The following is a 13,874-nucleotide window of genomic DNA, read 5'->3' on the forward strand; positions in this document are numbered from 1 at the left end:
TGTGTATTATTTCACGACCAAATAGTACGTAGTCACATGCATAAATTGGCGGGATTATAAATGACAGGTAGTATAGAATTTTATTTGGGTCTGAAAAAACGTTAAGCATTTTATATCGAATATCTCGCATGGAGAGACATTTGATTAAAATATAAATTACAATTCAAAGGAGATAACAATGAACCAATCGAAACACGTAATTTTGAAAAAAGCTGTTGCTATGAGTGCAGTAGCAATGATGACTTTGCCAATGATTTCTAATGTAGCGAACGCAGAAGAAGTAGCAACAAAGACTGAGGACAAAGTACAAGAGAAGCAAGTACAGGTTATTCACCCGAATCAAAAGCAAGAGGGCCATAAAGAAGTAAGCGAAAAGCAGGTTGCAACACCGTATCTTAGTGGAGGAACAGGATTTTCTAATAAATTCGAAGCGTTGAGAAATGAAGATGGTATTTTGAATATCAAAACGGCGTCGAGTGCTCTCATTAGCATTGGCGTTGGGGTACAAACAAAAACAACATTTAAGATTGATCCTGAAATTGCAAAGCCATTCTTTTCGACACCAAATTGGAAAGACTATGTTAGCGGAACAGTTGATAGACTAGGGACATGGGGAATCGGTAATAGTAAAATTCAAATGCAAGAATTGTTGACAAAGAAAACAGGTTGGGGTAAGGGGGATGATAAGGCATTTTACGATGAAGCGAAGCAGGAGCTTATTATTCTAACACCTAAATATGTAGCGGCTGCAACACAATACCAAAACGTAGATATGAAAATTGATTTAGGCAAATGGAGTAAAGACACAGGTCGCCTAGTAGAGAATAAATTGAGTTACAAGTTTAACATGGTTAGTAAGCCGAATGATTTAGCTGCTAACTGGTCATGGGGAGACGCTAATTCTGTTTTAATGGGAGTTCCTGATAATAGTTGGGTAGAAAATCATGTCGATCCAACTACACTAGAAACATCAGATAATCACACATTTAAAGGAAATGCAACGCAAAATATGGCTAATCGTCACCCAGCCGATTTTTCAATTTCTCTAACGGTAAACGGTAATGATTATAAAAAAGATGTACAAATAAACGAAGACGGAAGCTGGGAATATGATTTCGGTAGCTATTTAAAAGATGGTGATGTTGTTGGTGCAACCGTTATTGCAACTGAAAAAGAAGCACATGAGAATGAAATAATGGATATTAACAAATCTAAAGAGGTGAAGTATACAGTCGGCGAAGACAGCACGCCTTGGGAAGATTGGAATATAGTAGAACCAACAATTTCTGATGCTTACGATGGTGAAACGATGATTACAGGTGTCATCCCAGAACAAAATTACCAAAATAATCGCACGTATAGTTTAGTTGTAAAAGTGAACGATAAAGAAGTGTATACACAAGATGATATCGAAAAAGGCGTATACAATGCCCCGATTTTTGGTGCAAATCTAGTGAAAAATGACAAAGTCGAGGCTTATATTATTGGGCATGAAGCAAACAAAGAGGATAAAACAAGCCAAATCGCATCAATTATCGTAAAAGACAATAAAGATGAGCAAGCAGATTGGGATAAATGGGAAGTAAAGCCAGCCATTCTAAATGACGTAGTATCTGGTGACCGCTTTATTACTGGCCTTGTACCTGCTCAAAATAAATTTAACGGCAGAAATTACGAAGTCCAAGTAACAGTAAATGGGGAACAAGTTGGCACAAAGGCCTTCTCATTTGACGGCGGAGAATACACTATTGCGTTAGATAAAGACTTATCGTACAAAGACGAAGTAAAAGCAATCGTCATCGGCCATGAAGCAAACGAAAAAGACAAATCCAGTGAAGAAACGACTAAAATTGTAGCCGATAAAACAGGCTGGGAAGATTGGAAAGTTGAGAACCCAACCATCTCTAAGCTAACAGAAGGCGACAAAAAAGTAACAGGTCAAGTTCCAGTGCAAGACGAAGAATTTGGACGTACCTACACAATGGATCTATACATCAATGGTGAAAAAGTCGATACAAAAGAAGTTCAATCAAAAAGCGATTATGCATTTGAACTAACAAAACCACTCGAAAAAACAGATACAGTAGCTGTTGAAATTACAGGACACCAAAAAAATTATGAAAGCAAGATGAGCGAACGAATCACAGCAAATGTAGAAGCTATTGTAACGGCGCTTACTGGTAACGACTACAATTTTGATGCCCATGATGAATATATCACTGGTACACACTCCCGTGATATTAAGAAAGTCAAAATCTTTGTCAACGGTCATGATTACCAGACAGCAACAACAAACAATGACGGTGAAGGCAAGTATAAAATCTACGCTCGCCAATATATCACGAAATTTACCGATAAAATTGTTATTAAAGGCTTAAATGCAGACGGACAAGTAGTCAAAGAAACACCAGTAAATATCGTAAAAACGCCAACAAGCCTAGAAGCAAGTCCGTTCGTCTTAAAACAAGATGAGCTGATTTCTGGAACAGTCAGCGATGATGTAAAGAAACTGAAGCTTGAGGTCAATGGTGAAATTGTCAACCAAGTAGCGCCGAAAGATGGTAAATTTGAGATTTATACAAATGGATACGTGAAAGAAATGACTGATAAAGTAAAAGTAATTGCCTACAATGATGAAGACGTACTGCTTAAAGAGGTTACTATCACTTTAGATGATGCCTCGAAAAATTCAGCGCTAACATATAATCCGTACAAACTAGGTGATGATTTACTAACAGGAACTGTTTCCGAAGACATTGACAAAATCAAGCTAATCGTTGACGGCGAAACGCTAAATAATGTTTATACGAAAAACGGCGAATTTTCAATGTACGCACTAGGTTTTGTAAATGCCAACAGTAAAAAAGTTGAATTAGTCGGTTACTCAAAAGCAGGTTTCGAATTAAAACGTATTACAGTAGAAGTTCAATAAAATAATTAAAACCGTCCACTAAGTCATGTTTTAGGTGGGCGGTTTCTAAAGAGGAGTAAAGAAATGAAAAAAATGATTGTAACACTATCGATATTAGCAACAACACTAGGCTTAGCAGGCTGCGGCACAGAAGAAAAAGCCGAAACAGCGAAGCCCAACAACGAAACAAGTAAACAAGTACAAAAAGTAGAAGAAAACAGCAAACAAACCACAAAATCAGAACTAAATAAAGAAAAAATTATGGGAGGTATCGCTATTACACCTCAATCTTTTCAGGCAATACAAGACGATAGCATCAACACAGAAGCAGACCAACTCGTCAAAGTAACAGTAAATGTGAAAAACAACAGTAAACAAGAAACCGGAATCAGCTCCGCACCATTTTTCCTAAAAAGTAAAGGCGGTAAAGAGCTTCAATTTTACGGCGAGTTAAACGAATTTGGCACTACAATCGCACCTGGGAAATCGGTAAAAGGCGAGATTTACTATATTGCGGATAAAAAAGCAACAGACTATGATCTAATTTACAACCCAGGTGTGGTAACTAAAGAAAAAAATGATAAGAGCCGTAGACTAGTTTGGGAGTTAGGGAGTACCAATAAATAACTTTTAAACTGATAATGATAGCTATATAGAATGGAGGTGAGTAGATATTACGTATACTTGCCAAGTGGCTCAAAATTAGAAGGTCCCTTAGTTGGCAAGTATTAAGAGCACAGTGTGGTGCTTTGAATTTATGAAGAAAAGGGTGGTTTTATACCGATGAAAAAAACAGCAAAAAAAATAGGAATAGTTGTGCTCAGTTTAGGTTTACTTATTACTACTGTTTACAACCCCCTTCAAGCTAGAGCAGCAGATGAAATTAATTCTCAAAAAGCAAAAACTATTAACCCCGGTTTTAATAGTGATGTGAATGCAAAAAAATATTTAACTCCACAGCAACTGGAAGATTTGCAAAAAGCTATGAAGGAGAATGCTGATTCCAAACAAGTTAGAGCAAAAGATTTCGATCCGTCTATCACATCATTAACATTAAAATATACGGGTAAACATGATTCGAAAGCCGATGGTGCTTTTGTGCATACACCTAACTCTGATGATCCTTATAGCGGTGTGGTTAACTATAAAGTACGAATAGGACTTCAGGGTAAATTGAATGGTAAAAATATGATTTTACCTAACGGCCCTGAATTTATAAAAGATTATGAAAATGGTAATTTTGGTGGAAGAGTCAACATACGTTTTCCAGAAGGGACAGATGCACGTTCTATGTATCAAACAATAGACTGGGGAAAAACGAGTGCAACTTCTAAATTCACTATACGAATTTTGGGTATTAGTACACTATTTTGGGATGTAAAGTGGCCTGTAAAGTTTAACCCTAAGACAGTTCGATTCGATTCTAGTAAGCCAAATGAATTTTCCATCATGGTTGATGGAGTCAAGAAATCCGAAGTTAGTGAAAGCGAATGGAATAAATACGATCCGATAAGTGTATATGCTGCTTTGACAGCTGCTGGGCTAGCTCATGTGGGAGATATGGATGGCTATGCAGATCTTAAATTAGCATTTGATCTTAATAAATATTCTGGAAATACTGATGACATGACAACTGACAAGGAACTCACTAGTAAAAGATTGCCACCTAGTAAAGATAGATTGTTGAATATAGACTTCTTTCTCCAAGATAGAACAGCATTAATAGCTGGCGAAGCAGGTACTAAGAATATTTCTGAGGCTATTACTAAACCTGGATTCGAGCATGCGAATCAAAGTCCATTAGGTAGTAAAGTTTCTACTTGGAGTGATTATCTATCTATTTGGGATAGTAATGATATATATAATACTCAACTTCTTCCTAACGCTGAAGTTGAGGGAATTAACACAGCATTACCAGGTAAATCTATTTTTGATAGAAATTTAACAGTCAAGGAAAATGATGATTTCAATAAATTTGAAAGTAATAGATTCAATCGAGTAGTTAATTATTTCTCAAAAAAAGAATCACAAGATGATCCGCAATCTGACATTGCTAATCTTGATGTGAAACATGCACCACAAGTAATCCCGAGCGATGTTGAAACACCAGTAACTTATTCTGGAGTCGCAAATTATTACAATGGTGACACACGAGTTCTAATTCCCAATGTGTTAAATGTGACGAATAAGTCCAGCGTAGAGACAAATTTAACAGCAAATACCTACAAAATCTCACCAAGCAATCAATATGTCACAGGAACGCACTCCAAAAACGTAGACAAAATCAAATTATTCGTTAATGGTGCGGATCGCATGACAGCTGCGGCAAATAACAACGGTGAAGGCCGATACAAAATCTACGCATACGATTACATCAAAAATGCATCAGATAACGTTGTAGTAAAAGCGCTAGACAAAAACGGTACGGTCATCAAAGAAACAAAAGTAAACGTTGAAAAAGGTGAAGACGTACAAACCTATCTAACAGCAGATAACTACAAAATCGCACCAAATAGTCAATATGTAACTGGTACACATTCAACAGATGTCGATAAAATCAAGTTATTCGTTAACGGCTCAGATCGTATGACAACTGCTGCTAATAATGGCGGTACGCAAGGGACATATCGCATTTACGCTTATGATTTTATCAAGAGTACATCGGATAATGTCGTAGTAAAAGCGCTAAATAAAAGTGGACAAGTGATTAAAGAAACGAAAGTAAACATCACACAAGACACTGGTCTAATTACAGCAAGTAACTTTAAAATTAGTACAGATGAGCTAATTAGCGGAACATTTACAGGTAATATCGCCGTTGTTAAATTATACGTTGATGGTGTTGCTAGAAATCAAGTAAGACCAAGTGGTTCAAACTATTCTCTTTACGCAGCAGGTTATGTCACTTCTACAAGCCAAAATGTAGTCGTTACAGGTTTCGATGCAAATGGAATTCAGGTAGCGTCACAAAAAGTTAACGTACTTAATTAATCGTACGTATCTATCAAATCAACAAAAAGGAGTAAGAAATCTACGTCTCAGATTTCTTACTCCTTTTCAATGCGACCAGCATGCGAAAGTGCTGGGCCGTGAGAGTCGACAAAGAACTGTTAGCTTAAAGTTCCGTGGGCGCAATTTTTTGTATCCATATTATATGAAATATTAAAGTGTGTAATGCTATTAAAGCGCAATCTTAGTTGAAGAATGACCTAAACATCCTAGTGTCATTTAATATTTGTTTTATAGATAGGCCTGCAATCAATTCTGTACGAGTACGTTGAAATCGAGTTGCTATGTCTATATAGTCGATGGAACATAAGATATCTGGAGGGAGGAATCCATATACTTTGTTGGTATAGTAAAGTTAAAAATGATATAATCAATTCCATGTTTAAGCGCTTAATTGCGGAGGGGTTGAGTCGTTCATTTGAAGTTAAAGTATATGGGTTACTTATTATTGTTCCCATCGCCTGACGATACTCATACGTTTGCAAGAATAAAGGAAAACAAGCTATCTATCACTACAAATATTTTAGCTGTAAGGAGTACAAAAAATGAGAGCGATTTTATCAGATAAAGATTCCCGAATTTTGAATTTAGTGGAGTTTTTATATGGCAAACAGAACATATCATTTAAAGAAACATGCGAGTGTCTAAATATTACAATAAAGACATTGAAAAATGATATTCATCGTGCAAATTATCTGCTGAAGCCAATAAAAATTAATGATGCTGGAGAAAAAGGAATAGTATTATATATTCCTACTGATTATTCGATTAGTTATCTATACACAGCGCTACTATCTAGTAGTAAAGAATTCAATATATTAGAAAGAATATTTTTTAATGAAAGTTATACTTTAAACCAACTAGCAGACTTAGAATTTATGAGCACCTCAACATTAAGAAGGATGATAAGCCGAGTAAATACAACATTGAATAAGATAGGTGTGGAAATCAGTATCAATCCGATGAAGTTAATTGGAGATGAAAGAAGTGTATGTAACTTTTTCATTCATTATATTTTTGAAAAATACCCAAAAGAAAAAAAACCATTCAAGCAACAACAGCAAGATGCTATCATTGATTTAGTAGTAAAGATTTTAAAGAAAAATGATATAACATTAACTTATTTTGAATTAGAAAAAATAAAGGTCACTACTTTAGTCTTCTTAACTCGCGTGCAAAATAAACATTTACAGGTTGTTCATTTGGAAAATAATTCCCAGTTCGATCTTTCAGGTATAGATCATGTGACTTTAAAGATTATTTTTGAAACTATTTTTAATATTCGATATACAAAAGAAAATTTATATGCTTTGTTTCCACGCTATTTTAATCTAAATTATTCATTCAATTATGATCAATTACTTGAGAACAGTAAACAAAATCCAAAGCTAGATCAAACAAAACAAAAATTTGAAAAATTAATAAGTAGTATCACATCGGAACTAAAAATTGAGTCACAGAGCAAAGAGACTTTGTTAGTTCAGCTCTGTAATATGCGACATATGCACTTTGGAAAACCTTTTATACTTTATAATATGTATAGTTATTTCAAAATACGCTTCCAAAAAAATTCCCCGCATTCAATAGATTTTATTTCTAGAGAAATCAGAAATATTTTTTCAAATGAAATTATTGAAGATTATGAAATAGATATATATATCTATTATCTAATTACCAATTGGGGAAATTTATACTCAGAGTTCGAAAAATATGCTCCTAAATTAAAATTAGGTTTATTTTATAATAGTGAAGTAGCACATATTAAACTAATCAAGGATGAAATCAAAAAAAAAATGGGACATTGTTTTGATGTTAATATTATTGATGGGGTAAATCGATTTGAGATAGAGAGTAAATATGCAAAATTTGACTTAATTCTCACTAATATTGCAGGAATCAGCTTTGAAAAAACTGAAATTATTTGTTTTCCGGTAGGGATAGGGGATACTGACTGGGCTAAGCTATTTTCTTGTTATAAAAAAATAATAAAGGAAGGCCATACTAATTAGAGGTTCCAAGATTTCCATTTGAACATGGAAATCTTGGAATCTTTGTTCTGTCTATATATGATATATTTTTTCTTGTGCAAAAATACTATTTTTAAAGGAGAGTGTACAATGAAACAGCCCTTACTAAAAATGACCGTAGCAGTATTATTATGTCCTATGTTATTGGGGGAACATCAAGTAAATGCTATAGAACAATCAAACGAATTGCCTACAGAACAAATTAGTACCGATAAAAAAGTAGATCGCAGCGGGCTAATGGGATACTATTTCGAAAAAAATAATTTCTCAAAACCAATCGTGGTAGCCCCATCGTCAGAAGAGAGCTTATTTTTTGAAGAGAGTGAGCTAGTTTCTAAGGAAAGTACGTATCAATCATTTAGATGGTTAGGCTCTATTGTCCCAAAACAAACGCAAGATGTTACACTTTCGTTACAAGGGGATCCAGGAGCTATCATCAAACTAGATGGAAAAATTGTAACACAGAAAGGCCAAGCAAAACGAGTGTATTTAGAGAAAGATAAGGCCGTTGCAATCCGCATCGAGTCGATATCCCCCAAAAAATTAACTTCTTCAGATGTCAATAAATTCAAATTAATCAGTACAGATACTTCAGGAGAAGTAACTATGTTATCTAAAGGGCAACTAAGAAATCCAGAAAATAGTAACGAAAAATGGAAAGCAAAAATTATAGAACAAGATCACCAAAATTTATTTAAGGTCAAATCAGATGAGCCAGAAAATGATTTAGACAGCGATGATGATGGGATTTATGATGAGTGGGAAATTGGTGGATATACAATTAAAGACCATCTACTCGTGGGGTGGGAAGATAAATTTGCTAAATTAGGCTATAAAAAATACCTTTCAAATCCTTTTAGATCACATACAGTAGCCGATCCATACGATGATTTTGAAAAAGCATCAAAAGACATTCCGAATAGTAATGCGCCGGAAACGATGAATCCATTGGTTGCAGCGTATCCTTCTATCAATGTAAATTTAGAGAAGGTGATTGTTTCAAATAATCAGGATTTGTCGAACAGTGTCGGTTCGAGTGAATCAACGAATTGGTCCTACAGTAATACGGTTGGTGTTGAAGCACATGCAGGCTGGTCTGGCCTCGGACCAGACGTTGGCTTATCTGTGAATTATTCGCATAGTAATACGACAGGCAACGAGTTTGGTTCTACGAAAGAGCAGACAAGCCATCTTAATACAGCACAAGCTGGCTATTTAAATGCCAATGTACGCTATAACAATGTCGGGACAGGGGCTGTGTTTGAAGTGAGGCCGACAACCAGCTTTGTTTTAGGGGATGATACCATTGGTACGATTAAAGCCAAAGAAAATACCATTGCATCAGGTATAAAACCGAATGAAAGCTATCCGAAAAAAGGACAACACGGCATTGCTATCAATACAATGGATGATTTTAACTCGCATCCTATCCTATTGAACAAAGACCAACTAGCTGATTACGTACACGATAGAAAAGCAATTTTATTGGAGACCAATCAAGTAGATGGCAAGTATGCTGTTCATAATGCGAGTGGTCAGACGGTCATTGGTGGTGATTGGAATGGGATTACCGAAGAGATTGAAAGTAGAACGGCTGCAATCATTGTTGATTCAGGGGACACAGTATCAGAAAAGCGTGTAGCTGGGAAAGATTATACGGATCCAGAAGATCGTACGCCGGAAGTCACATTAAAAGAAGCCTTGAAAATAGCGTATCCAAAAGAAATTACTGAAAAAGATGGTGTTCTTTCTTATAATGATCGACCAATGAATGAAGAAGCAATATTGGGCTTCATTGATCCATTTACGAGAGATGAAATTCAAAAGCAATTAGATGATAAAACAGGTGTATTTAAAGATGTTCATAAGCTGTATGATGTAAAACTAACACCTAAAATGAATTTTACACTAAAGACGAGCATATTCTATGATGGTGCGGAACAAGAACAGGTGCCTAAGTTTTGGGAATCTACTATGCATATAAATCATGATGAGAATACAGGTAAGGGTGCTTATGAAAGTGAATTACTGAATCCAGTTATGAATATTTATAATAAGGAAACAGGATTACCAATCCAAAAGAAATTGAAAAAAAATACAGACTACTATTTAAGTGTATACGTAAAGGGTGTACTAATTGGTAATAAAATGCCAAAACTCACCATAGAAGTGTTGGGACAAATCGATGATACTATTATAAATAAACCGATTGCTAAAAAAAGTGTAGAATTGACGGATCAGTACCAACGAGTAATTATTCCGTTTTCAAATTCAGAAGGTTCTAAATTACAAAAAATAAAATTCAACTCAGGTCTTCTAACTATGATTAATTGGGATGATGTTTCAATCATAGAAGGGAAAAAATCCACAGTTGATGAGTCGCAAGTAAAGGGGGCGTATCAGCATGACTCTATGAAAATATCATATAGAGATAGCCATCTCATATTAGACGAAATAAACTACGCTGGGAATGTACAAGAGACCATGGGGAATCTTGTCGATAGTTATAGGGTAGATGACATGCATAAGTCTGTAACTATCAAAGCACCAGCATATAATTCAGATGGCTCTGTGAAATTAAAAATCCCGAAAACATTTATAATATCAAGTAATATTATAACATGTCACGTGATACTAAAAGACGGACGCGAATTCCGAATAAGTCAAGAAGTAAGATAGCTTTTTTAATGGCTGTCACAGGAAAGTTGTTGTTAATTATCGACTCATAAAGGAATGCAAGACCAAAACAGCTGTTTAACTTGATAGAGATTGTAGCTTTAAAAATCAGCGTGCGTATTAAATACTCTAAACTGAGACCCGTTTAATACGCATTACTTTACTAAAACGAGGAAAAGGAAAGAAGTATAATGATCGCTAAGAAGCACCATAAAATAAAATATCTAGTAGTGCTCACATTTGTTTTTTTGCTTGGTCAGGCGCTCTATACACAACTTGTAGTATCAGTTCCAGCACATGCAGAAACTACTGCTTACGCTAATGAAAAGCCGATTGATTTTAAAGAAGACAAAGCAAAAGCCAAAGAGTGGGGCAAAGAAAAGAAAAAAGAGTTCAAGAAAAATTTAACAAAAAATGAAGAAAAAGCATTAGATGATTATATGTCGGATAAAAATGACATCCAAAAAAAATTCATGGAAAAAAATTATATGAGTGTAGATGATTGGGATAAGGTATCAGCAAATGAAATCTCTAAAAAAGAGAAAACACTGATGAAAAACCTAGCAACAACGCTTGAAAAAGCCAATATTTCAGAAACAGTCATTACCTATAAAGGAATGGATGAATCTCAGCTTGCCTTTCACGAAGAATTATTTAGTGGCGGAAAACCAAACGAAGAAGCGACTGCTAAATTTAAACAACAATTACTTGATAAGAATATTTTGTTGGACAATTATTTAACGACAGAATTGACTGTTCCGAAGTTAGAGAATAATGAGCGAATATTGTTAGAAGTGAAAATTCCTAAAGGTGGTAAAGGTAGTCCATTTACAAAAGTAAAAGGAAGTATTTGGACAAATAAAAAGTCAGAATACGGCGTTATTGTAGATCATAGTTACCAGCTACATGTGAATGAGATCAAACAAGTAATTATTAAAGGTAAAAAATGTGAAAAAGTCATAACAGAATTACAAGAGGTGAAAGATTTTAAGAACGATATTAATGGTGTCGGCGAGAAATGGACCTTCAATCAGTTTAAGCCGTGGGTTAAACAATTGGAACCTGCTGAAAAAAATACGATTGTTGATTATGTGGAGAACTCTGCAGGACAAATGAATCGGTATCTAAGAGAAGATGGTACTGGGAATGAAAAATTAGAAACTAAGATAACAGATTTGACAAAAGCTTTAGAAAAAGCTAGCTTACCCGAAAATTTGGTTGTATATAGACGCACGGGTGCATTAGAGTATGGTCTTGATCCTGCTAAAGAATACTCGATTAAAGAATTAGATAATCTAATAAAAGAGACGATTGTTGAGCATAAGGGTTTCTTAAGCACATCAATATCAAGTACACCAAAATCTTTTGAAAGCAACGCATTTATTGTACGTTTGCTAGTGCCTAAAGGAACACATGGTGCATATTTAAGTCAAGTAATAAAGGAACCAGGCCTAGAAGAGCATGCGAAGGAAAAAGAGTTTCTCATTAATAAAGGAAGTAAGTATCAAATTCACAGTGTGAAGGAGATTGTTGTGAGAGGACAGAAGAAAGTTGTTGTTGATGCAGAGCTACTGTCAGAATAGGTTGAAATAGTTAGCTTGAGCCAAGGAGTGTACAGGATGAAAAAAGTGAAAATAAGTAAAATATTAGTATGCATATTTGCAGGGACAATGCTACTTTCTTGCCACAAACCAACCTATGCGCAAGAGCTTGAAAACATATTGAATCAAAATAATGAACGTAGTGAGATTCTAGAGTCAAGAGTCGAGAAAGGCAAAGACTTTAAGGAAGACAAAGAAAGTGCCGAAAAATGGGCTGAAAAAGAATTTGAGAAATGGAACAAAATGCTCAACTCAGAAGAAAAAAAAGCATTTAAAACATTGGAAGATACGCCGATGCTGGATTACCTTCGTGTATATGGTACGGATTTATCTGGCATGCCCATTGAAACAAAACAACAAAAAGAGGTATTTTTGGAAAAAGAACAAACAATAGATAAGGCACTCTCTTTAAAAGAGGCTAAACTAAATGAGACGCTGAAAGTATATCAAAGCTTAGAAGCAGAACAATTGATAGAAGGATTAGAGCATAAAGATATTTGGGATAATAGTGGGAAAATAATCAATGAAAACTATCAGGAATTAAAAAACGAATTAAAAATCATGCGTGATGAAAGCTATAAAATAGCCGATATTGCGTATACACCTAGGGACAATAGCGCCGTTAAATTAGAAATAACGCTACCTAAAAAAACCAATGTTGGCTATGCCTATGACAATCAAGTTGTTCTAAAAAAAGACCAAGCGTTGGAAGTTACAAAAATAAGTCGTATAATCGAAAAAGGCAAAGAAAAAATAAAAATCGAAGCGAAGCTTATTGATAAAGAAAAAGTTGAAACAACAATTGTTAAGGCGAATGATGAGGCCAATATCGAGTTAAATAAAAAGATGGCATTTTCTTCGGATACGAAGCTATTGGATTATCGCTTTACAGGGCCGAAAGCTGGGACTTTAAGTGAAAAGTCTAAAGAAGTTTTTAAAGAAGCTGAGAATCGTATTGATAGTGAAATTTTCTCATCACTGCTATCTTTTATAAAAGAGAAGAATGGCAAGATTATGTTTGTAGATCGGCCGATTGCCACTTATCCAGAAATTTATGAGTCGAAAGACATAACTGCCAGGGAACAAGAAGCGCTTATGGGTGCTGCAGGATTGACTGTATATGGGATTAGAACGATTTTGATGGATTTAACGAACCATGCAGATAAGTATTCTTATTCGGATAATTTAGTTCATGAGTTTGGACACATGTTTGATGAACTCGTATGGATGCGTCAAGGAGAGAGCACGGATTCAAAAGAATTCCTAGAGATCTTTGCGCTAGAGGGGAAAAATTTAACCGATTATGGAGCAACGAATGAGATAGAATTTTTTGCCGAGGCGTTTCGTATGTATTACTCAAAAGATCTCAAGGAGCGATCTGATCTTGAACAAAATGCACCGCAGACATACAAATATATTAAAAAAATGATTGCTAGCATAAAAGAGCAGCTGGTTCATGACATGTGACCAGTTTTGAATTTGTGCCTCTGGCCATTTGGAAAGGCGCCGTTCCAAATGGCTTTTCAACGTTTTATAGATAAATACCTCGTATCTTTTGGAAGTATGAAGATAAATCCAAAAGATACGAGGCACTATAGTCAAATTATTAAACAGTTATATATCTAACGGTGTGTATGTGGTAGGCTGGGG

Annotated in this window: 7 protein-coding genes; all 7 read left to right on the top strand. The window is 35.1% G+C overall.

Going from position 1 to position 13,874, the window contains the following annotated elements:
- Positions 1-178 precede the first annotated feature (178 nt).
- The 7 genes from R8925_RS08750 to R8925_RS08780 all read left to right on the top strand — a co-directional run bounded on the left by R8925_RS08750 (position 179) and on the right by R8925_RS08780 (position 13,691).
- Positions 179-2,932 (top strand): immunoglobulin-like domain-containing protein, encoded by a 2,754-nt coding sequence (locus tag R8925_RS08750; RefSeq protein ID WP_430535510.1) that lies wholly within the window; start codon positions 179-181, stop codon positions 2,930-2,932.
- Between the two features lie 63 nt (positions 2,933-2,995).
- Entirely contained in the window at positions 2,996-3,538 is a 543-nt protein-coding gene (locus R8925_RS08755; RefSeq protein WP_430535511.1) for a DUF4352 domain-containing protein, read from the top strand.
- A gap of 156 nt (positions 3,539-3,694) precedes the next feature.
- Positions 3,695-5,902, top strand: coding sequence for an immunoglobulin-like domain-containing protein (locus R8925_RS08760; protein ID WP_430535512.1), 2,208 nt, complete (start codon positions 3,695-3,697; stop codon positions 5,900-5,902).
- A 563-nt stretch (positions 5,903-6,465) separates the two neighbouring features.
- Entirely contained in the window at positions 6,466-7,929 is a 1,464-nt protein-coding gene (locus R8925_RS08765) for an AcpB/EbpR/MafR family transcriptional regulator (protein WP_430535513.1), read from the top strand.
- 108 nt (positions 7,930-8,037) lie between these two features.
- A complete protein-coding gene (locus R8925_RS08770) occupies positions 8,038-10,626 on the top strand; it encodes a binary toxin-like calcium binding domain-containing protein (RefSeq protein WP_430535514.1) in 2,589 nt (862 codons plus the stop codon).
- A 188-nt stretch (positions 10,627-10,814) separates the two neighbouring features.
- The gene (locus R8925_RS08775) at positions 10,815-12,206 is read left to right on the top strand and encodes an ADP-ribosyltransferase (RefSeq protein ID WP_430535515.1); all 1,392 of its coding nucleotides are present in this window, start codon (positions 10,815-10,817) and stop codon (positions 12,204-12,206) included.
- 36 nt (positions 12,207-12,242) lie between these two features.
- Entirely contained in the window at positions 12,243-13,691 is a 1,449-nt protein-coding gene (locus tag R8925_RS08780; protein ID WP_430535516.1) for an anthrax toxin lethal factor-related metalloendopeptidase, read from the top strand.
- Positions 13,692-13,874: the final 183 nt, after the last annotated feature.

The organism is Listeria rocourtiae subsp. hofi, from assembly GCF_963575615.1.
Classification (GTDB): Bacteria; Bacillota; Bacilli; order Lactobacillales; family Listeriaceae; genus Listeria_A; species Listeria_A hofi.